Origin of the sequence: Granulicella aggregans (assembly GCF_025685565.1) — a bacterium.
Lineage (GTDB): Bacteria > Acidobacteriota > Terriglobia > Terriglobales > Acidobacteriaceae > Edaphobacter > Edaphobacter aggregans_B.
Map to the genome: position 1 here is coordinate 652,502 of NZ_JAGSYE010000002.1, position 19,496 is coordinate 671,997.

23 protein-coding genes are annotated in these 19,496 nt (G+C 60.1%); 19 read left to right on the forward strand and 4 right to left on the reverse strand.

Annotation, left to right across the window (positions count from 1 at the left end):
• Positions 1–2 precede the first annotated feature (2 nt).
• From OHL18_RS12300 to OHL18_RS12315, 4 genes are all read right to left on the reverse strand, one after another.
• Positions 3–350: a low molecular weight protein tyrosine phosphatase family protein gene (locus tag OHL18_RS12300; RefSeq protein ID WP_263375143.1), complete on the reverse strand. Its 348-nt coding sequence runs from the start codon at positions 348–350 to the stop codon at positions 3–5.
• Positions 351–368: 18 nt separating this feature from the next.
• On the reverse strand, positions 369–638 hold the full coding sequence (locus OHL18_RS12305; RefSeq protein WP_184219477.1) for a CDGSH iron-sulfur domain-containing protein: 270 nt from the start codon (positions 636–638) through the stop codon (positions 369–371).
• A 79-nt stretch (positions 639–717) separates the two neighbouring features.
• Positions 718–1,422 (reverse strand): MBL fold metallo-hydrolase, encoded by a 705-nt coding sequence (locus OHL18_RS12310; protein WP_263375144.1) that lies wholly within the window; start codon positions 1,420–1,422, stop codon positions 718–720.
• Between the two features lie 72 nt (positions 1,423–1,494).
• Positions 1,495–2,937 (reverse strand): carbohydrate porin, encoded by a 1,443-nt coding sequence (locus OHL18_RS12315; RefSeq protein ID WP_263375145.1) that lies wholly within the window; start codon positions 2,935–2,937, stop codon positions 1,495–1,497.
• Positions 2,938–3,076: 139 nt separating this feature from the next.
• On the opposite strand from OHL18_RS12315, the gene OHL18_RS12320 reads away from it, so the two are divergent.
• From OHL18_RS12320 to OHL18_RS12410, 19 genes are all read left to right on the forward strand, one after another.
• Positions 3,077–3,355 (forward strand): metal/formaldehyde-sensitive transcriptional repressor, encoded by a 279-nt coding sequence (locus OHL18_RS12320; RefSeq protein WP_263375146.1) that lies wholly within the window; start codon positions 3,077–3,079, stop codon positions 3,353–3,355.
• 44 nt (positions 3,356–3,399) lie between these two features.
• Positions 3,400–3,642 (forward strand): FitA-like ribbon-helix-helix domain-containing protein, encoded by a 243-nt coding sequence (locus OHL18_RS12325; protein ID WP_263375147.1) that lies wholly within the window; start codon positions 3,400–3,402, stop codon positions 3,640–3,642.
• 14 nt (positions 3,643–3,656) lie between these two features.
• Positions 3,657–4,076 (forward strand): type II toxin-antitoxin system VapC family toxin, encoded by a 420-nt coding sequence (locus OHL18_RS12330; protein WP_263375148.1) that lies wholly within the window; start codon positions 3,657–3,659, stop codon positions 4,074–4,076.
• 324 nt (positions 4,077–4,400) lie between these two features.
• Positions 4,401–5,171: a thiazole synthase gene (locus OHL18_RS12335; protein WP_263375753.1), complete on the forward strand. Its 771-nt coding sequence runs from the start codon at positions 4,401–4,403 to the stop codon at positions 5,169–5,171.
• 871 nt (positions 5,172–6,042) lie between these two features.
• Positions 6,043–6,552, forward strand: coding sequence for a crossover junction endodeoxyribonuclease RuvC (gene ruvC / locus OHL18_RS12340; protein ID WP_263375149.1), 510 nt, complete (start codon positions 6,043–6,045; stop codon positions 6,550–6,552).
• Positions 6,549–7,247, forward strand: a complete 699-nt coding sequence (locus tag OHL18_RS12345; RefSeq protein ID WP_263375150.1) for a hypothetical protein — start codon at positions 6,549–6,551, stop codon at positions 7,245–7,247. Before ruvC ends, OHL18_RS12345 begins: the two co-directional genes overlap by 4 nt.
• Before the next feature lie 141 nt (positions 7,248–7,388).
• Positions 7,389–9,008 carry a DUF6600 domain-containing protein gene (locus OHL18_RS12350; RefSeq protein ID WP_263375151.1) on the forward strand — a complete coding sequence of 540 codons (1,620 nt, stop codon included), beginning with the start codon at positions 7,389–7,391 and terminating at the stop codon, positions 9,006–9,008.
• Between the two features lie 79 nt (positions 9,009–9,087).
• Complete coding sequence (locus OHL18_RS12355; protein ID WP_263375152.1) at positions 9,088–10,044, forward strand: prepilin peptidase; 957 nt, start codon at positions 9,088–9,090, stop codon at positions 10,042–10,044.
• A 104-nt stretch (positions 10,045–10,148) separates the two neighbouring features.
• Complete coding sequence (locus tag OHL18_RS12360; protein WP_263375153.1) at positions 10,149–10,556, forward strand: NADH-quinone oxidoreductase subunit A; 408 nt, start codon at positions 10,149–10,151, stop codon at positions 10,554–10,556.
• Complete coding sequence (locus OHL18_RS12365) at positions 10,557–11,048, forward strand: NADH-quinone oxidoreductase subunit C (RefSeq protein ID WP_263375154.1); 492 nt, start codon at positions 10,557–10,559, stop codon at positions 11,046–11,048.
• Complete coding sequence (nuoD, locus tag OHL18_RS12370) at positions 11,048–12,319, forward strand: NADH dehydrogenase (quinone) subunit D (protein ID WP_263375155.1); 1,272 nt, start codon at positions 11,048–11,050, stop codon at positions 12,317–12,319. The genes OHL18_RS12365 and nuoD overlap by 1 nt, the downstream gene beginning before the upstream one ends.
• Positions 12,320–12,676: 357 nt before the next feature.
• A complete protein-coding gene (locus OHL18_RS12375) occupies positions 12,677–12,970 on the forward strand; it encodes a transcriptional regulator (protein ID WP_263375156.1) in 294 nt (97 codons plus the stop codon).
• Positions 12,967–13,476 (forward strand): NADH-quinone oxidoreductase subunit NuoE family protein, encoded by a 510-nt coding sequence (locus OHL18_RS12380; protein ID WP_263375157.1) that lies wholly within the window; start codon positions 12,967–12,969, stop codon positions 13,474–13,476. The genes OHL18_RS12375 and OHL18_RS12380 overlap by 4 nt, the downstream gene beginning before the upstream one ends.
• The gene (gene nuoF / locus OHL18_RS12385; RefSeq protein WP_263375158.1) at positions 13,477–14,793 is read left to right on the forward strand and encodes an NADH-quinone oxidoreductase subunit NuoF; all 1,317 of its coding nucleotides are present in this window, start codon (positions 13,477–13,479) and stop codon (positions 14,791–14,793) included. It abuts the gene before it with no gap.
• Positions 14,794–14,843: 50 nt separating this feature from the next.
• The gene (locus OHL18_RS12390; protein WP_263375159.1) at positions 14,844–15,029 is read left to right on the forward strand and encodes a type II toxin-antitoxin system HicA family toxin; all 186 of its coding nucleotides are present in this window, start codon (positions 14,844–14,846) and stop codon (positions 15,027–15,029) included.
• Positions 15,026–15,361 (forward strand): type II toxin-antitoxin system HicB family antitoxin, encoded by a 336-nt coding sequence (locus OHL18_RS12395; RefSeq protein WP_263375160.1) that lies wholly within the window; start codon positions 15,026–15,028, stop codon positions 15,359–15,361. The genes OHL18_RS12390 and OHL18_RS12395 overlap by 4 nt, the downstream gene beginning before the upstream one ends.
• A gap of 7 nt (positions 15,362–15,368) precedes the next feature.
• On the forward strand, positions 15,369–17,765 hold the full coding sequence (locus OHL18_RS12400) for a molybdopterin-dependent oxidoreductase (protein ID WP_263375161.1): 2,397 nt from the start codon (positions 15,369–15,371) through the stop codon (positions 17,763–17,765).
• Between the two features lie 32 nt (positions 17,766–17,797).
• Complete coding sequence (nuoH, locus tag OHL18_RS12405) at positions 17,798–18,871, forward strand: NADH-quinone oxidoreductase subunit NuoH (protein ID WP_263375162.1); 1,074 nt, start codon at positions 17,798–17,800, stop codon at positions 18,869–18,871.
• Positions 18,872–18,985: 114 nt separating this feature from the next.
• Complete coding sequence (locus tag OHL18_RS12410; RefSeq protein ID WP_263375163.1) at positions 18,986–19,492, forward strand: NADH-quinone oxidoreductase subunit J family protein; 507 nt, start codon at positions 18,986–18,988, stop codon at positions 19,490–19,492.
• Positions 19,493–19,496 lie beyond the last annotated feature (4 nt).

Here is a 19,496-nt window from a genome sequence, read left to right on the forward strand (position 1 = left end):
ACTCACGAATTTTTACTGCTTCCTGCGCGGCCAAGATACGCGGCCATCTTCTGTCTCAACAGGTCAACCAGCTCCGGTTGCATGTAGGTGTAACGGTCCGGAACGCCCAGGCAAACGACCGTCTTCCCTTTCAGCGCGTTAGCGAATCTGGTTTGCAAGAATTTCTTCTGTCGCGCTTCCATCACGAAGATGGCATCCGCCCATTCGACTATGCCCAGATCGATCACGTACTCGGCGTCTGGAGCCGTGCCCGCGGAGCTGGTCCCAATACCGTCAATCTCGGCGAAGACGGCCTCTGCCGTCGGCGAACGAAGACGATTCCTCGCGCAGACAAACAGAAGCCGCTTCACTTGCTGATTTCCAGGGATCTAACCCAGCGCTACCGGCTCGACGGGAATTGGACTCGCGTCGCACTTCCAGCCCTCGCGACCATGGGTTCCATCGCAGAACGGGCGCTTGGACGAGAGTCCGCAGCGGCAGAGCGAGATCGCCGGTTTGCCCGTCAGGTCCCACACATTCCCGTTCACGTCCACAAGCTCGATAAGACCTTCCACCCGGAATGGGCCGTTCGGACGAACCGTGATCTTGACCGACGGCACCGGCGTCTCAGCCGCACTCACAACTACTTCTTCAGACATTCGAAACTCTCCAGAAAGCCAACCTGCGCTTGATAAGCCAGCATAACAAACGCTTCGTCATCCACTTCGCAGCCAATGGTTAAGCTTTCACCTTCGCGATGGCCTGACGCAGCGCCGGGATGCCACCCTGACGCACCGGCCCATGACCGCAGGCGAATCTCTCAATGGGATAGGCAAGCAGCTTCTCCGCGCTTGCCACCGCGACTTCGGCGTTCCATGTAACGAACTTTGGAAAGGGGAAGAACCACGGCGCGTGATTGCTTACATTCAGCTCACCCATAGCCACCAGCGCGTCGCCGGCGTAAAGCGTGCCGTCGCGCTCATCGAGAAACGACATATGTCCGGGGATGTGACCGGGCGTGTCGATACACCGGAGCGAGCCCACCTTGTCTCCTTCGCTCAGGAGCCGGGTCGGCTTAGAACGGATGCCCGGAGTTCCACCTTTGATCTTGCCCGGAGCCTCGCCCGGTCGCATGGAGAGATCAGGTGGGGTTCGCAGGATCGGCAGGCTCCGCTCGTTCGAGATCAGCTCTGTCCTGTCAGATCCAAGTTTCGCGAGCAGAGCATCCACAGAACCCACATGATCGGTATGGGCATGCGTCAGCAGGATGCGGCGAATCGGCGCGTTAAGGCGTGCAGCTTCCGCGATGATCAGCGCAGCCGTACTACTCAGCATGCCCGTATCGATCAGCGTGAAGCCATCCTCTTCCCGCACCAGATAACAGTTCACAAATCCGAAGCGGGTTAGCTGGCGCGCGTTGCCGGATACCTGTGTCGTTGTCATAATCTTCAGCGATCAAGATAATTCATCCGCGCCGACAGATCGAGACCCGCCAGCTTATTCTGCCCGATTCCTCTAGAAGTCGATGTGCGAGCGGACGCTGAAGACAATCACAGGACCACGGGCCGTGTTGTAGCCCGGGTGATCGATGAACTGCGTATCAAACGCATAGAAGAAACCGCGCCACGCGTGAAGGTTGTAGTAGCCCTCGAGGATATCCTCGCGGCCGTAGCTCAGGTTGCCGTCACCGAGGATGAAGCCGTGGCCACCGAGCTTCAGATACTCCTGATGGTCATGCTTGATCGCGTTGGTGACGAAGGCGAGGCCGATCTTATCCAAGGGACGATGCCAGCGTGATCCGGCAAAGTCGCCGCCGGTCTCAAAGGTCTGGTCGACCTCCGTGTAGGCAAACGACTCATGCTGGCCTTCGTTCCAGCCAATCCTGCCAAAGACGCGAAGGTCCTTCGATAGCTCCTGCTCGGCGTTCAGTCCGAAGCCGTACTTCACTTCGCTGTCGCGCTCGTGCGCGGTGATGTCCGGCACGGCGTCGGTGCCGTTCAGATAAGCGTTGATCGCATCGCGATAGAGGCCCATATGGGCGTGGTTCGCATATCCCAGAAGGCGAACGACACTCCTTCGCTCCTCGCCTCCCTTGCTTCGAAGAAAAGGAAGACGCGACTCGAACTCGACGTTCTGCCCACTCGCGCGGCGCAGGGCCCAGTCAAGGTCGATGCCGTTCGCCACGGTCGGCATCAGCGCAAGAACGTAACGGGCAGACCATTGCTTGTCGTCGTACTCGGTCACCACGCCGTAGGTATAGCCGCGCGTGTCCGCCGCATAGTCCCAGGCTCCGTTGTTATCCACCGTCCAGTTCATGAACTGCAGGTGGCTATCGGTACCGATGGAGTTGATATCGAGCGTGTCGGGCAGGCTCATCTTGCCGGCACGAATCTCGAATCGCCGCTCCGGAACGAGTGTGGCGAGGTTGAAGACGCCACGGTCGGCCTCCACCATCTTGTTCGTCAGGCCGATGGTCTGGCGAAGCTGAACGCGGGCGAGATAGGGCTTTGAGCCCAGGTTGGGATTGCGGACGACATCCAGGTTGGTGAATCCGGCGATGCCGAGGGCCTCGCTAAGTCCTCGGCCACCGGCCGATTCGAAGTCCAGCAGAAAGTCGGTCTCCGTGCGTGGATTCTTGCGGATCTGCATGCCGAGATAGAGAGTCCCGATGAGCGAGACCTTATACTCTCCGCGATTGATAAAGCTGTTTACCCCCTGGTAGGGCGAGTGGAACGCGGGATCGGCCTGAAAGATGATGTTGGTCTGGCCAGCGGCGAAGAAACGCGACGTGTTCGAGTGGGGAAAGACGGTGACCGGAGCACTCTCCGCCGGCAGAGCGTCTGCTGGAGATGCCGCGCTGGGGGCATCGGGTATCTTTTGAGCAGAGGCAGTGGAGCGGAGGCTGGAGGCGATCGCCAGCAGGGCCATCGCTCCACAGAGTCGCCAGGAGAATGTCATAAGCCTCCGATTTTCAGCCTTCGAGATGAATGTCGTGCAAAATTGCATGAGGACGGATTCGCTTTCGAGAAGGCGGATTCAAGGATCGAGCACGGTGCGGATGGGATTAGTATACCCCGGTAGGGTATAGGCGAGAGACATGACGAGCGACAAGCCTGGTAAAGAACGTGTGAAATTACTGAATCGCGTCAAACGCCTGCGCGGCCAGTTGGATGCGGTCGAGCGCACCCTGGCGGAGGATCGCGAGTGCGCGGACGTGCTGATGCTGCTGGCTGCCGTGCGCGGCGGAATCAACGGCCTGATGGCGGAGGTGCTTGAAGACCACATCCGGCTGCACCTGCTGCAGGACGGCCGGGTACCGCTGACTCCGGAGCTCGGAGAGGAGTTGATCGACCTGGTGAGGGCGTATCTGAAGTGATATCACTTTTATCGAAGTGATATCATTCGGTTGTGAGGTGACCCATGGCTGCTGTGACGATTCGCAATCTATCGGACGAAACACATCGCGCCCTGAAGGTCAGGGCAAAGCAAAAAGGTAGAAGCACCGAGGCGGAGATTCGTTCGATTCTTGACGAGGTAGTGAATCCACCTGAGCGGCTCAAGATTGGGACGGAGTTGGCGAAGCTAGGCAAGCTGTTCGGCGGTGTGGAACTGGATATCAAGCGTGATCAAACGCCCGCTGGAAGCACAGTAAATTTTGAATAACTGAGAGCGTCCGAATGATTTTGGTCGATACGAACGTTCTCTCCGAACCGATGAAGCCAACCGCAAACGCGACGGTTCTTTCCTGGCTGGACAAACAGCAGGATGGAACGCTTTATCTGGCGGCAACCAGCTTCGCTGAATCCTTGTCGGGGATCGAGCTTCTTCCGAAGGGTAGACGCAAGCAAGTGTTGTCTACGACATTTGAGACGCTCGTGCGTCGGCTCTTCAAGAATCGTGTTCTGCCTTTCGATGATCGAGCGGCAGTTGAGTATTCGAGGGCAGTCGCGATCGCCAGGAGCAAAGGTCGCAGCATCTCCATCGCGGACGGTCAGATCGCTGCCATCGCAGCCGTCCACGGCTTCACCGTCGCGACCAGAGACACAGCGCCCTTCCTCGCAGCCGGAGTGCCGGTTTTGAACCCGTGGCAAGAATGATTCCCTGTTTTCACCCGCCGTTTGACATCCAATCTCCCCGGCGCTACCTTCTAGCTACACGGGAAAGGAGGATGGTCCAGCCTATGAAAATTGATTGTTCCAGTTGCAAAACGCTACGTGAGGTGACTGAGGCTTAGAGCGTCCTTGCTCTAGTCCCAGCGGTTTTTTTTCTCAAGTATCCCCGCAGCGGCCCATGCACGAGTATGGACGCCTCAAGTCAATCCCACCAGTCTACCGCCGAACGGCCCACATCTCCGGATGCGGGCCGTTCGCTTTAATCCTCATCCCTTCCCTCTCCTTCTTTCGCCGTAAAATAAGCGCATGATGTCGCCATTGGTAATCGCCGGAAAAGCCTTTCAGTCGCGCCTGATCGTGGGCACGGGCAAGTACAAGGACGGAGCCGAGACACAGGCTGCTGTCGAAGCCTCAGGCGCGGAGATGGTCACTGTCGCGGTGCGCCGCGTGAACCTCGACCGGTCGCGTGAGTCGCTACTCGACTTCCTCGACCCGGAACGATACTTTCTTCTGCCCAACACCGCCGGTTGCTACACCGCCGAGGAGGCCATCCGCGCCGCTCGGCTTGGCCGCGAGGTGGGCCTTTCGGACTGGGTGAAGATCGAGGTCATCGGCGACCAAGCGACACTGTATCCGGACATTCAAGCGACGCTCGAAGCGACCCGCGTCCTCGTCAAAGAGGGGTTCACCGTCCTTCCCTATACGTCTGATGACATTGTGTTTGCGAAGCGCCTGATCGATGCGGGTGCAGCCGCAGTCATGCCTCTGGGAGCGCCGATCGGTAGCGGTCTCGGCCTCCAGAACACGGCCAACCTCCGCATCCTGCGCGAGCTGATCACCGAAGTTCCGCTGATCGTGGACGCTGGCGTAGGCACGGCGTCGGACGCTGCTCTAGCGATGGAGTTGGGCTTCGATGCGGTGCTTATGAATACTGCCATCGCCGCCGCCAGCGACCCCATCCTGATGGCCGACGCGATGCAGCATGCTGTGCTCGCAGGGCGACAGGCGTTTCTTGCGGGGAGGATGCCGAGGAGGCTGTATGCGACGGCTAGTTCGCCGCTCGAGGGGATTTCAAAGTAACCCAAGTGGTGCGCGAGATTGACCGAAAAAACGCCTTTCGGGAGATCTGATCAATTGAATACAGAATCCACGTCAGCATTCCTATAGTTTTCGACCATGGGTGTCCCGATGACGGATCAAAGTTCTAGTTCTTTCACACATAGGCGGAAACAAGACGGCTCGCACGATTCGATCTGCCTCGCCTGTCTCGCGACGATCTCCTCACATATGAGTGAAGCGGGTCTGGAAAGAGAAGAGCAGGATCACGTCTGCTCCTTTTCCTTCCGATCTATTCGGTCAAAGCGCACGATCGACACTGTTCCGACGAACGTACGATTTCCTTTGCGCATGTCTTGAATCGACAACAAGAGTGGGCTCCGTGTTTTTTGTCTTCAAAAATACGCGTAGGGACGACCGACGAGATCATCGATTCGAGGCGCTAAGTGAACAGACTACTCGGGTGCCTTCGCTGTATTGCTCAGCCTGACCTCTACTCGCTTGAGCAGTGGATCGCTCTGAGCTTGAGCATTACTTGCCTAGGAGTCGATGCCTACGCGGTCTTCCTCACGATCACAGGTTCACCCCTGTCTGTCGGTTCATTCAGCATCGATATGTCAGGTCATGAAGCACTCATGTGGACGTTCGAAGGCTTGCTTGTACTGGCCGTAGCTGGTCTCTTGGCGTTCGCTTTTTCCACGCGCTCAGGCCTTCCTGATATCGAATAGCTGTGCACTTTTTTCCAATCGGCAGGAAGCTGCCGAAACCCCGGCACAACCAGCCTCGTCCAAACCATCAGATTGCAAAATCAGTCAGTCGCCGATGCACGACTCTCGATCCATCACCCGACCCCACTGTTCCAGCATTCTTTTCCACCCTGTCGTAAACTCGCACCATGCGCGTCTTCGGCATCGATTGCGGCACTGAGTTCACCGGCTACGGCGTGGTCGAGATGGACCACGAGGCCCGCAACCCGAAGCTGGTTCATCTCTGCGCCGGAGCCATCAAGCTCAACAAGAAGGAGACCACTCCGCAGCGACTGGCGCAGGTCTACGCGGAACTAATCGGGCTCATCGCGCTGCACCAGCCTGACGTTGTGGCCATCGAAGAGGTCTTCTTCTCCGCCAACGCCAAGTCCGCGCTGAAGCTCGGCCAGGTACGCGGCGTCGCCATGCTGGCTGCTGCAACCTGCAAGATGCCGGTCGTCGAGTACGCTCCGTTGTCCATCAAGAGCGCGGTCGTCGGGTACGGTCTCGCCGCGAAAGAGCAGGTACAGTTCATGGTCACGCGGCTGCTCGAACTGGACGAGACGCCGGATTCTCCCGACGCCTGTGACGCTCTCGCCATCGCCATCTGCCACATCCACACCGCGCAGACACTCACCCTGCAGGGAGCTTCTCGTTGAACGCACTTTCGCGACGCATCGCCCTGGTCTTCCTGCTCCTGCTTCTCACCAGATTCGGATCGGCGCAGATTCAAACGCCTGTGCCTGTAGCGGAGGTCACTTTCCACTTCGAACGTCCGGGCCTTCCCGTGCCAAAGTTCACCCTAACCGTTGACGAGTCCGGTCGCGCCCGCTATGAGGCAGACGAGGTTATCATCGCTGCGAGGGTAGCCACGGAGGCTGAACTGACCCCGGCGCATCATATCGACCGCACGGTCACGCTCAGCAGAGCGACCACCCAGAAGATCTTCGCGAACGCCCGGGCATTGGACCTATTCAACATCGTCTGCGCTTCCAAGGCGAAGAACATCGCCGACACCGGCACCAAGACGCTGCGCTACTCCCAGGAGTTCCTGCACGGCAGTTGCACTTACAACTACTCCGAGAACAAGGGTGTGGTGCTGCTGACCGATCTCTTCGTTGGGATCGCACGCACGCTGGATGTGGGCCGGAAGCTGGACTTCCAGCACCGCTTCGACCGGCTTGGCCTGGACAGCACCATGGCCAGCCTGTCTGAAGAGGTAGACGCCGGAAGAGCCGTGGAGGTGGGCGTGATCGCGCCGACCCTGCGCTCGCTCGCCGAAGACAGTGACGTGCTACAGCGCGTTCGCCAGCGCGCCGCCCGGCTGCTGCAAGTTGCGCAATCCCCTTCGTAATCGCGCTGCGATCCGGTTTTGCATTACTCGCACCAGATTTTTTAGGCCGAGCGGTTCCGACGGCGCGTCTAAACCGTGTCGCGCGTGTTTCTATGGAGTGGAAGCACACGACTGAAGCACACGACGATGGGAGTCGCGTCAATGTCCCTCATTTCTTTTCTTGCCAGTTCGAAGTCCAGAGGCTCCGCCCGCAGCGGGATTCTGCTCCTCGCTGTCGTTGCGGTGGTTGGGGCCAGCATGTCCCGGCCCGCCTTTGCTCAGAGCGTTAAGCCATTTCGCACGGCGCGGCTGACCTACCTTGCAGGCGATGTGCGCGTGGAACAAAGCGGCACCTTGTCCGGATCGAAGGCGGTGGTGAATCTGCCGCTGGTGGAGGGCGCAGTGCTTTCCACGGGTGATGACGGAGAGGCCGAGGTAGAGTTTGAGGACGGCAGCCTGCTGCGGCTCACACCACACTCCGGCGCAGGTCTGGTCAATCTCGGCATCGACAGCAGCGGCGAGTATCAGACCCGAATCACCATCCTGGGCGGCTTGGCGTACGTGGAACTACGCGGCGGCACCAAGTATCACTATCTGGTGGACGTCGGAGGCGACGAGATCTCGCCGATCGAAAATGCGATTGTCAGGGTCAACTACGATCAGGCTCCAGCGAGCATCTCGATTCTGGATGGAAGCGCACACCTGGTTGCGGCCAGCGGCTCGGACTTCTCGGCCACGGCGGGGCAGACGGTTCGGTCCGGCGATGCCTCCGAGGGGGGCACGTATATGGCTCGGGAGGTGGTCGCACCGGAGAGCTGGGACCAGTGGAATCAGGACCGCGATGCCGCAGCAGCCGGGGAAGCCTCGACCGAGACGGATGTGCGGTCGAAGTACGCGGGGGATCAGGGTTATGGATGGTCGGACCTGGACGCGAATGGGAATTGGTACGACGTTCCGGGCCGGGGAGAGGTCTGGCAGCCCGACGTGGCTGCCGCGCCTGTCGATGACGGTAGTGGCGATGCTGCGGCCCAGTCTTCGTTCGACCCCTACAGCTATGGAAGCTGGGCGTACACACCCGCCGGCTACCTTTGGGCCTCTGGTTACGGATGGGGATGGTTGCCCTACCGCTGCGGGCAGTGGAACTACTGGGATGGCTTTGGATGGGCGTGGAGCCCCGGCATCAACTGCGGCGCCTTCGGCTTTGGCGGCTACTACGACGGCGGGGTGTACATCGGCCACGCTCCGGGCGACTACAAGAAGCCTGGCCGCCCGCTGCCAAAGCCGGGACCGGTGCATCCGATCCTTCGTGGCCGCGGAGGACCGGTACCGGTAGCGCCCGTGCATCCGATCCAGCGTCCAGATGCCAATAACCCGGAGCACCGCGACACCGGAGAGCGCGTGATCGCCGGCAACACCGTGATGCCTCTGCCGCGCACGGGAGGTCTGGTTCCGGCACAAAGCGCCTCGAGCAACGCTCGAGCGACGATCGGGGCCGGAATGCGGCGAGACTACGCCGTTGACCGTTCCACCAGCACGCCGGTGACCGGAGTGCAGCCATCTGCCCTCTATGCGGCCCCGTCGTCAAACGCTCGTGCCGCCTGGCATCCGGTGCAATCAGGCGACGGAGCACGTCAGCCCGTGGCTGAGGGCAGCCGCGCGGTACCTGTAGTACGCTCCGAACCGGTCGCGCCTCAACGTCAGTCGGCTCCAGCTCCGCGGGCAGCACCTGCTTCTGCGCCTGCAACACATCCTGAAGCCGCACCCTCGGGTCACCCGAAGTAAACAAGTTTCTTTGATTCGCGTAAAAGAGAGTTCGGCGACTCAACCAACTCTTCTCCTGGTGCGAGGGCATACTGAAGAGGTGACCGTCTCTGAACAACTTTTTATCTTTCTCGAAGCGGCGGTGGCCTTCGCTGGTCTGCTCTTTGGCAGCTTCCTGAATGTCTGCATCGCTCGTCTTCCGCAGGGCGAGAGCGTTGTGACGCCGCGCTCCCGGTGCCCGGCGTGCGGCCATGGGATTCGCTGGTACGACAACTTCCCTGTCCTCAGCTGGCTCGCGCTAAGAGCGCGCTGCCGCGATTGCAAATCGTCGATCTCCTGGCAGTATCCGGCTATTGAGTTGGCGACCGCGACGTGGTTTGCCATCGCCGGCTCCGGGTTTGCGAGAATGATCACCTCGGCCCAGCCCGCCCAGGCTTACAGCGCGGAGGAGTGGGCGATCTCCGCGATCTCCGCCCTATCGAGCTCGGTCCTCGGCTTCTTGTTGATCGGGCTGATGGTGATGGACTGGCAGACCTATCTTCTACCAAATGCTTTCACTTTTGGCGGCATGGCAGCGGCTTTCTTCCTCACTTGCAGCGAAGCGATCTTTCTCGCTCCAGGCGAAGACCAGATCGTCCTGAACTCAACCCACCAACTCAGGCTGCGAAGCCCGGGAAGCTTCGCCTCGCAGGGCAATGTCTTCCTGACCGGACCGGAGCACCTGATCTTTGGCAGAATCGCCGCCGCGTGCGGAATTGCGCTGCTGCTCCTGTCTATCCGGTGGATCTACAGGGCGCTACGCAAGCGCGAGGGCATGGGCATGGGCGACGTGAAGATGCTGGCAATGATCGCGGCGTTTCTGGGCTTCTGGCCGGCGATCCTCTCTCTCTTCGTGGGAGTTCTGGCGGCAGCCGTTTACTCCGTCGCACTGGTTACCAAAGGGCGGGCGACGGCGACGACCCGCATCGCCTTTGGAAGCTTTCTTGCTTTCGGCGGCCTGGTCTCTACCGTCTTCGGGGAGCGCCTCATCGCAGCGTATTCCCTTCTGCTGCAATGACTCCCAGCCAACCCCAAAAATGGGACTTGACATTTCGTCCCATCATCCCAAAGCCCTTGTTTGCTTGACACTTGCCAGTCACGCTTCTAGTCTCGAAACTGGCCATGCAAAGTTACCCCTATATCTGGAATTACCTTCCGCTCGTGCTTCAGGTGCTGGTCGCGCTGGGGTTGGCGTGCGGCATGGTGGGTGCCTCGTTCTTCATCGGCAAGCATAAAAACAGTCGCACCAAGGGTGGCGCGTACGAGTGCGGCATGGACCCCGTGGGCGATGCCCGCGGCCGCTTCTCCGTTCGCTTCTACATGGTCGCGATGCTGTTCATCCTCTTCGACGTGGAAGCCGTCTTCATGCTTCCCTGGGCTGTGATCTTCCGCAGACTACCCGCGATCACTGGCTCGAAGTTCTTCGGCTTCAATGAGATGATCGTCTACCTCGGCTTTGTCGCCGTCGGCCTCTTCTACGTCTGGAAGAAGGGCATCCTGAACTGGTCGAACGATAAGGGAGACCTGTAAATGTACGATCCCGCAAGCAAGATCGCCGGATTTGCCGCAGTTCTTGAGGCTCAGCCCGAGAACGCCGCAGTGAAGGCTCTGACCGCTCTGGCCGTCGACGCAAAGTTCGATCGCAACGAGTTCACCTTCACGGTCAACCGCGAGAACATCATCGAAGCGGCGAACGCAGTCAAAGCCGCAGGGTACAACTTCCTCGAAGACGTCACCGCCGTTGATTGGTACCCGTCGGAGCCGCGCTTCCAGATCAGCTACCACATCCTCTCCCACACGCTGAAGGAACGCATTCGCCTCGTCGTCCGGCTGGATGGCTCTGATGCGAACGTGGATAGCATCATCTCCGTCTGGCCCTCGTGCAACTTCTACGAACGCGAGATCTTCGACCTCTTCGGCGTCCACTTCGCCGGCCATCCCAACCTCGTCCGTATCATGATGCCCGAGGACTGGGAGGGTCATCCCCTACGCAAGGACTACCCCGTGGAGGGCTACCGCTAATGGCTCCTGTCGCAGAAGAAGAAGCAATCAAGCGCTACTCCGCGCAGAACCCCGGTGTAAACGACATCCTCGCCGACGCCCGCGCGCACAGCACGGGCACAACCAAAGACCACACCATGGTCATCAACATGGGCCCCCAGCACCCGTCGACACACGGCGTACTCCGGCTTGTGGTGGAGATTGATGGTGAATCGGTCGTCGGGCTGGCTTCGGACATCGGCTACCTGCACACCGGCATCGAGAAGACCTGCGAGGCGAAGTTCTACCAGCAGGTAGTTCCGCTGACCGACCGCATCGACTACCTCTCACCGATGTCGAACAATCTCTGTTATTGCCTGGCGGTCGAGAAGCTGCTGGGCCTCGAAATTCCCGAGCGGGCACAGTACCTTCGCGTCCTCTTCAACGAGCTGACCCGCATCCAGTCCCATCTGGTCTGGCTGGGAACGCACGCCATGGACATCGGCGCGCTGACCGTCTTCCTCTACTGCTTCCGTGAGCGCGAAGCTCTGCTGCGCATCTTCGAGGCCGTCGCCGGCCAGCGCATGATGACCAGCTACTTCCGCATCGGCGGCCTCAGCCTGGAACCGCCCACCGACCTCTACAAAGAGATCCGCAGCTTCCTGGACACGATGCCTTCGAACATCGACCAGTACGAGGGCCTGCTGACCGGCAACCCCATCTGGATCGGTCGTCTGAAGGGTGTCGGCTACCTCTCGCCCGAGGACGCGATCGCTCTCGGCGTGACCGGACCTCCGCTGCGCGCCAGCGGCGTCGACTTCGACCTGCGCCGCGATATGCCCTACTCCGGCTACGACAAGTTCAAGTTCAACGTTCCTACCTCGACCGGCGGCGATGTCTGGGCTCGCTACGAGGTTCGGATGCTGGAGATGCGCGAGTCAGTAAAGATCTGCCTGCAGGCGCTCGAGGGACTTCCCTCCGGCCGCATCGTGGCCGACGCTCCGAAGATCATCCTTCCCGACCGAGAGCAGATGAAGACGCAGATGGAGTCGCTGATCCATCACTTCAAGATCGTCACCGAAGGTTTCGGCGTACCGGCAGGCGAGGTCTACCAGGGCATCGAAAGCCCGCGTGGGCAGATGGGATACTACGTAGTTTCCGACGGTACGGCTAAGCCCTACCGCGTCCACATGCGTAACCCGAGCTATGCGACGCTGCAGGCGCTCGAGACGATGTGCAAGGGCAAGTTGCTGGCGGATGTGGTTTCCGTCATTGGCTCGATTGATATTGTGCTGGGAGAGATTGATCGATGAAAAGAACGCGCGAACGGACGCTATCGACCATTTATGGAGCGGTGTGCCTCTTGTTCGCATCCTGGATGGGTCTAATGTGGTTTCTTGATCATCACTCCCGTACCCTTCACCCCTCCAACGGGAACGATCTGAAAGACGTCTGGAAGTTGGCTCTAATAGCCGCCAGTCTCGGGATGCAACTGATCTCCGGAAACAAATGGGCTCAAGCGATTTTTGTAGTTTCTAGTTTTTGCATTGGATGCTGGTTATTGTTTGGATTCAAGACCACACGGACTGAGATGATCTTTGCTCCGCTTTTTTTCGTTCCGGCGACTCTAGCCTTTGCCGCTTGGAAGAAGGCTCCTGCACAGATGCAACATGGAATCTAACCTTCACACCGAACTCTGGACCTCCTTCGCTTCGCAGATTCGCAGTTACGGCGCGGCACACGGGCTCAACAGTCAGCACCAGGCAGTTGTAGAAGTAGGCAGTGACGTAATTCTCCTTCGTGTCGGAACCCGCTGGCTCCGCTTCACTCCCAGCGAGATGACCGAAGACAACAACCGCGTGCACCTTTTCCACCTGAACGAAGATGGAACCGTGACCGTCGGAGATGTAACCGAAGATATGGACTTTACCGCCGAAAGGCTGACGCGGGAGCTAATGCAGTGAGCACAATCGCCAACACGATCTTCTCGCCAGAGACGGCGGCACGCTTCGACAAACTCGTCACCATCTATCCGGTGCGCCGTTCCGCGCTCGTGCCCATGCTGCTGTACGCGCAGGACGACCTGGGCTACGTCACCGACGCCGCTATCGCCGAGATCGCCGAGCGCATCGGCATCCTCGAGCTCGACGTGCGCAACGTGCTCAGCTACTACTCCATGCTGCGCACCAAGCCAGCGGGAAAGTACAACGTCCAGGTCTGCACGAACATCTCCTGCATGCTGCGCGGCGGGTACGAGATCCTCGACCACTGCAAGCACAAGCTCGGCATCGGCCACAAAGAGGTCACGCCGGACGGCGTCTTTTCGCTGGAAGAGGTCGAGTGCATCGGCGCCTGCTGCTGGGCTCCGGCCATGCAGATCAACTATGACTTCCACGACGATCTGACTCCCGAGAAGGTCGACGTTCTCTTTCAGATGTATAAGGACGGCCAGGGAAAGGACGTGAAGTAGATGCCATCGCTCGTCTCGCACCCCGATGAAGTAAAGGTCCTATCGCGCCGGTTCGGCCAGGGCGCAACCGATATTGAGAAGTACATCGAGCTCGACGGCTACAAGGCCGTGCAGAACGCCATCGCGCAAGGTCCGGAGTGGATCATCAACGTGATGAAGGCCTCCGGCATGCGCGGCCGCGGTGGCGCGGGCTTCCCTACTGGTCTCAAGTGGTCGTTTGTTCCAAAGCAGTCCGAGAAGCCAAAGTACGTGCTGGTGAATGGCGACGAGTCCGAGCCCGGCACCTGCAAGGACCACGTCATCTTCCTGCACGATCCGCACGCGGTCATCGAAGGCACGATGATCGCCGGTCTCGCCATCGGATCGAAGCTCGGCTTCATCTACCTGCGCGGCGAGTACCGCTACCTGCTGAAGATCGTCGAGAAGGCCGTCGCGGACGCCTACGCCAAGGGCTTTCTAGGCAAGAACATCTTCGGCACCGGCGTGGACTTCGACATCATCACGCAGACCGGAGCGGGAGCGTATGAGGTCGGCGAAGAGTCGGCGCTGATGGAGTCACTCGAGGGCAAGCGCGGCGTGCCTCGCATCAAGCCTCCCTTCCCTGCTGTCGTCGGCCTCTATGGCGGCCCCACCGTCATCAACAACGCAGAGACCATCGCCGCTGTTCCGCACATTCTTCTGATGGGCGGCGAAGAGTTCGCTAAGCTGGGCTCCGAACGCAACGGCGGAACGCGCCTCTTCGGCATATCCGGCCATGTAGAACGCCCTGGCGTGTATGAACTCCCCATGGGCTACAGCCTGCGCAAGGCGATCTACGACGTGGCGGGCGGCGTGAAGGGCGGCAAGAAGCTGAAAGCCGTCGTGCCCGGCGGATCGTCCTGCCCGGTGCTGACCGCAGACGAAATCGACGTAGGCCTCGACTTCGACCAGATGGGCAAGGCCGGAACTATGCTCGGTTCAGGCGGCATCGTCGTGCTCGACGAGACTGTCTCGATCGTAGAGTTCGCGCTGCGCACCATCAACTTCTACCAGCACGAGAGCTGCGGCTGGTGCATCCCCTGCCGCGAGGGCACGGACTGGATCAAGAAGACGCTGACGCGGGTTCATGCGGGCGGCGGATCGAGGAAGGACGTCGACAACGTGCAGTATCTCGCCGAAAACATGCTGGGCCGCACCTTCTGCCCACTTGGCGACGCAGCGGCGATGCCGACGCTCGGATTCGTGAAGAAGTTCCGCAAAGAGTTTGAAGATTACATTGACGGCAAGAAGGCTGGAGTACCGATTATCACCATCGATCAATTAGTCGGAGCACATTGAGTCGTATTCATCTGTAAAGCACAACACTCACCGACCGGAGCAGAACCAAGGTGAAGCGGCGTGATCTAGAGAAGATTGTTTTGAAAGACGGATGGCGGTACAGCTACTCCAAAGGCGGCCATGACCATTATGCCCATCCAACGAAATCCGGTAAGGTGACCTTCTGCGGGCACCCGTCAGATGAAGTTGCACCGAAGACGCTAATCAGTATCCTGAAACAGGCAGGTTTGCGATGACGAGACAATATCCGGTGATCTACGAGTGGTCCGGCAAGAACTTCGCGGGCTTTGCGCCGGATATTCCGGGATGCATGGCGACGGCGAAGACCCTCACCAAGATTCGCTTGGCGTTGAAAGGCGCGCTCGAATCTCACCTGCAATGGATGCAGGATGACGGCGATCCGATCCCCGAAGCTTCTTCAGAGACGACCGTAGATATGAGCGACGATCCGGAGTTTCCAAATCCTCCCGGGTATTACGTCGTCGTAGAAAAAGTAGATTTGCAGCTCCCACGAAAGAGACGCACCACCGCCCGCAAGGGCCTTTCACGCGAGGCTGTGCTCGCCTAAGGAACTTATGCCAGACGTAACCTTTACCGTTGACGGAAACAAGCTCACCGCCCCCGCGGGCACTCTACTAATCGAGGCCTGCAAGTCCGCCGGCATCGAGATCCCCGCGTTCTGCTACTACCCGGGGCTCTCGCTGCAGGCCGCCTGCCGCATGTGCGTCGTACGTATCGAGAAGATGCCGAAGCTGCAGACCGCCTGCACCACGCCGGTCGCCGAAGGCATGGTCGTACAGACCGAGACTCCGGAGATCGCGCAGGCCCGCAAGGCCACGCTGCAACTGCTGCTCGGCAACCATCCGCTCGATTGCCCCGTCTGCGACGCCGGTGGCGAGTGCGAACTGCAGGACATGACCTTCAAGTACGGCGCGGCGGACAGCTTCTACGCGGAGCCGAAGAACCACCGCGAAGAGCAGAAGTGGTCGCCCGTCGTCTACTTCGACCGGCCGCGCTGCATCCTCTGCTACCGCTGCGTGCGGATGTGCGGCGAAGGCATGGACGTCTTCGCGCTTGGCATCCAGAATCGTGGCAGCTCTTCCGTCATCGCTCCGAACGTTCCCGCGCAGATGTCTCCTGACGATCTGCCGCACGTCGACTGCGAGCAGTGCGGCATGTGCATCGACGCCTGCCCCGTGGGCGCGCTCACCTCCGGCACGTATCGCTATAAGACTCGCCCGTGGGAGATGAACCACGTCGCCACCGTCTGCACGCACTGCGGCGATGGCTGCAAGACGACTCTCGGCGTGCGCTCGACTTCCGATGGAGCCGAGATCGTGCGCGGCGACAACCGCGACAAGAGCGGCATCAACGGCGACTTCCTCTGCAACAAGGGCCGCTACGCCTTCGACTTCGCCAACTCGCCCGACCGCATCACGCAGCCCTTGGTGCGGAACTCAAGCGGCGTACTGCTGCCCGTCTCGTGGGAGCAGGCGCTCGAACACGTCGGCAAGAAGCTTCGCGAACTGCGCGACACGCGCGGCGGCAAGAGCATCGGCGTGGTCGGCGGCAACCGCCTCACCAACGAAGAGGCCTACCTGCTGCAGAAGTTTGCACGCACGGTCCTGCAAACGAACAACATCGACCACCACCGGACTGCGGACTACGTCACCTTCGCGCAGGCGCTTGCCGGAACCACTGGCAAGGCCGCCTCGCAGCGCGATGTTGAGAAGGCACCAGCGATCTTCCTCATCGGGGGCGACCCGACCAACCAGAATCCGCTGACCGCGTGGAACCTGCGCTCGAATGTCCGCCTGAACAAGGCTCGCATCTACATCGCGAACACGGAAGGGATCAAGCTCCGCCGCAACGCGAAGGCTTTCCTGCACGTCGCTCCGTTTGGATATAGCGCGTTGGCCAGCTTCATCGCGGGAGACGACTCGGTGGTTGACTCGCTGAAGCAGCCGGGCACCGACTCCCAGGCGCTCTTTGACTTCCGCGCTGCACTTCGCGCCGAACAAGAGGTCGTCGTCCTCATCGGCTCCGAGCTTCGCGGCGGCGATCTGAAGCAGCTTCTCGACTTCGGCAAGACGCTCCCAGGCCGTAAGTTCGCCCTGCTCTCGGACTACGTCAACTCGCGCGGCGCAGCCGATATGGGTCTTTTGCCGGACATGCTGCCGGGCTACACGCCCATCACCGCGGGCAGCAATCTTGCAGCCGAATACAACATTGCCACCGAGCCCGGTCTCGACATGCTCGAGATCTTCGACGCCGCCGGACGTGGTGATCTGTCGGCACTGTACGTTGTTGGAGCGAACCCGGTAGCCCGTTACGGAGTCGACCCCATCGCCCTCAAGAACACCTTCGTCGTCGTGCAGGAGATGTTCCTTACTGAGACCGCCGCGCTCGCCGACGTCATCCTTCCAGCCGCCAATCTCTACGAGAAGTCGGGTTCGGTCACCAACAGCTACGGCGATTTGCAGCAGGTCAATAAGGCTGGCGATCGCGCCGGTGTCCGTACCGACTTCGAGATGATCGTCCGCATCGCCGACAAGATGGGCGCGAACATGCGCGCGCTCGTTCCCTTCGGCAAGGGCCTCCGCGCCGACATGGGACAGACCCGCGGAGCTCAGTCCGGCGAGGCCGACCGCCACGCCGTATGGCTGACTGCGAACAACCTCGAGCCGCGCCTTAGCCCGTTCGATCCGATGGCGATCCTCGACGAGATCAACCGCCTCGTCCCGGGTTACAGCCTGCTGCGGCTGCAACTGCTCTCAGGCAACGACCAGCACCTATCGCCCGCCGCACCCAGCGACCTCGTCCAGATCACCAACCGCCGCGACCTCGTGCTTCCCGCGAACGATGGTCTGTTCACTTCCGGTACACTGGGCCGCTACTCCGCCATGCTTGCCGACCTGCAGCAGAACGCAGCGAGCCGAACCGCCGCCGCCGAACAGACCGCAGCCGACTGAACCGATTTCGAGAGATGAGATAAAGAGATACGATGACGCACCTTCTAGACAGCCTCTCCGAGTTCCAGATCTTCCTCCTGCTCACGATCGTGAAGGTGCTGGTGGTGCTGGTCATTACGCTGACCGCCGTCGCCTACACCGTGCTGTTGGAGCGCAAGGTCATCGGTCGCATGCAGAATCGCTGGGGACCTAGCCGCGTGGGGCCTTTCGGACTGCTGCAGCCGCTTGCCGACGGCATCAAGCTCTTCCTGAAGGAAGATTTGACACCGCTGGCGACCGAGAAGCCGCTCTTTCTCGCCGCGCCGATCATTGCGCTCACCTGCGCGCTCATCTCGGTCGCGGTCGTTCCGTTCGGTGCTCTCACCCGCATAAGGGGCGTAGATCTTTTTCAGATCGCCGATGTCAACGTGGGCCTGCTGGTCATCCTCGGCATCACCTCGATCGGCGTCTACGGCATCGCGCTCTCTGGCTGGGCCTCGAACAACAAATTCGCTCTGCTCGGCTCGCTCCGAGCAACCGCGCAGGTCATCAGCTACGAGCTCGCGCTTGGCCTCTCGCTGGTCGGTGTCGTCCTTCGAGCCGGATCGCTTCGCCTTCGTGACATCGTGGACGTCCAGACGACGCACGGCATGGCCTCCTGGAATATCTTTGGCGGATTCCAGTTCGTCGCCTTCTTCATCTACCTGATGGCCGCCTATGCCGAGACCAACCGCTCGCCCTTCGACCTTCCAGAAGCCGAATCCGAGCTCGTCGCCGGGTATCACACCGAGTACAGCTCCATGAAGTTCGCCATGTTCTTCATGGCCGAATACGCCAACATGATCACCGTAAGCTGCGTCGCCACGCTGCTCTTCTTCGGCGGAGCGTCCAGCCCACTTGGCCATCTGCTTCCCGACGACTTCGGCGGCCCGATCCTCTCAGCGATCTTCCCGATCCTCTGGTTCGTCGCCAAGATCTTCTCGTTCCTCTTTCTCTACATCTGGGTCCGTTCCACGCTTCCGCGCTTCCGTTACGACCAGCTTATGGACTTTGGCTGGAAGTTCCTTCTTCCCGTCGCCATGGCCAACATCGTTGCCACCAGCCTGGTATTAGCGCTGCGCGGTTAAGATTCACGCAGCAAGCTGTTTTACAATCAGCAGATAGCCGCAACCTCTGCTGGGAACCGTTCGAGCTTCAGCTTCTGCGTGCTGGGCTCAGCGAAAAGGATTCGACGGACGAACATGGAACTGGCACTCTTCATCATCTTCGGGCTGATCGCGGTCGCGGGGGCGCTCAACTTCCTCTTTCAGCGCCACCCCATCAACAGCGCGCTCTCGCTGATCGCCGTGATGATGTCGCTGGCCGTTCTCTACTGGTCGCTTGGGGCGGAGTTCCTCGCCGCCGCACAGGTCATCGTCTACTCGGGCGCCATCATGGTGCTCTTCGTCTTCGTCATCATGCTGCTGAATGCGGGCGAAGAAGAACGCACCAGCGGCAGCCGCATGGCGTACATCGCCGGCTTTCCCGGAGCTCTGGTTATCTTCTGCCTGCTCTCCTTCGTCTTTTTGACGGAACGCAAGGCGCTTGGTAACGCCAACATCGGTGGCTATCTGAACAACCTCACCTCGAACATCTCGGAGATCAGCACGGTTCTGTTTACGAAGCTGCTGCTTCCCTTCGAGGTCACCTCGGTCCTTATTCTCGTCGCAATCCTCGGCGCGGTCGTTCTCGCACGGAAGGAGCAGTAGACAG

Excerpts from the sequence above, each read along its gene's own strand:
- OHL18_RS12410 (WP_263375163.1), top strand. The coding sequence starts at position 18,986 with ATGGAACTGGCACTCTTCATCATCTTCGGGCTGATCGCGGTCGCGGGG.
- OHL18_RS12395 (WP_263375160.1), top strand. The coding sequence starts at position 15,026 with ATGACGAGACAATATCCGGTGATCTACGAGTGGTCCGGCAAGAACTTC.
- OHL18_RS12365 (WP_263375154.1), top strand. The coding sequence starts at position 10,557 with ATGTACGATCCCGCAAGCAAGATCGCCGGATTTGCCGCAGTTCTTGAG.
- OHL18_RS12375 (WP_263375156.1), top strand. The coding sequence starts at position 12,677 with ATGGAATCTAACCTTCACACCGAACTCTGGACCTCCTTCGCTTCGCAG.
- nuoD (WP_263375155.1), top strand. The coding sequence starts at position 11,048 with ATGGCTCCTGTCGCAGAAGAAGAAGCAATCAAGCGCTACTCCGCGCAG.
- OHL18_RS12310 (WP_263375144.1), bottom strand. The coding sequence starts at position 1,422 with ATGACAACGACACAGGTATCCGGCAACGCGCGCCAGCTAACCCGCTTC.
- OHL18_RS12305 (WP_184219477.1), bottom strand. The coding sequence starts at position 638 with ATGTCTGAAGAAGTAGTTGTGAGTGCGGCTGAGACGCCGGTGCCGTCG.
- OHL18_RS12350 (WP_263375151.1), top strand. The coding sequence starts at position 7,389 with ATGTCCCTCATTTCTTTTCTTGCCAGTTCGAAGTCCAGAGGCTCCGCC.
- OHL18_RS12360 (WP_263375153.1), top strand. The coding sequence starts at position 10,149 with ATGCAAAGTTACCCCTATATCTGGAATTACCTTCCGCTCGTGCTTCAG.
- OHL18_RS12330 (WP_263375148.1), top strand. The coding sequence starts at position 3,657 with ATGATTTTGGTCGATACGAACGTTCTCTCCGAACCGATGAAGCCAACC.
- OHL18_RS12320 (WP_263375146.1), top strand. The coding sequence starts at position 3,077 with ATGACGAGCGACAAGCCTGGTAAAGAACGTGTGAAATTACTGAATCGC.
- nuoF (WP_263375158.1), top strand. The coding sequence starts at position 13,477 with ATGCCATCGCTCGTCTCGCACCCCGATGAAGTAAAGGTCCTATCGCGC.
- ruvC (WP_263375149.1), top strand. The coding sequence starts at position 6,043 with ATGCGCGTCTTCGGCATCGATTGCGGCACTGAGTTCACCGGCTACGGC.
- OHL18_RS12325 (WP_263375147.1), top strand. The coding sequence starts at position 3,400 with ATGGCTGCTGTGACGATTCGCAATCTATCGGACGAAACACATCGCGCC.
- OHL18_RS12400 (WP_263375161.1), top strand. The coding sequence starts at position 15,369 with ATGCCAGACGTAACCTTTACCGTTGACGGAAACAAGCTCACCGCCCCC.
- OHL18_RS12335 (WP_263375753.1), top strand. The coding sequence starts at position 4,401 with ATGTCGCCATTGGTAATCGCCGGAAAAGCCTTTCAGTCGCGCCTGATC.
- OHL18_RS12315 (WP_263375145.1), bottom strand. The coding sequence starts at position 2,937 with ATGACATTCTCCTGGCGACTCTGTGGAGCGATGGCCCTGCTGGCGATC.
- nuoH (WP_263375162.1), top strand. The coding sequence starts at position 17,798 with ATGACGCACCTTCTAGACAGCCTCTCCGAGTTCCAGATCTTCCTCCTG.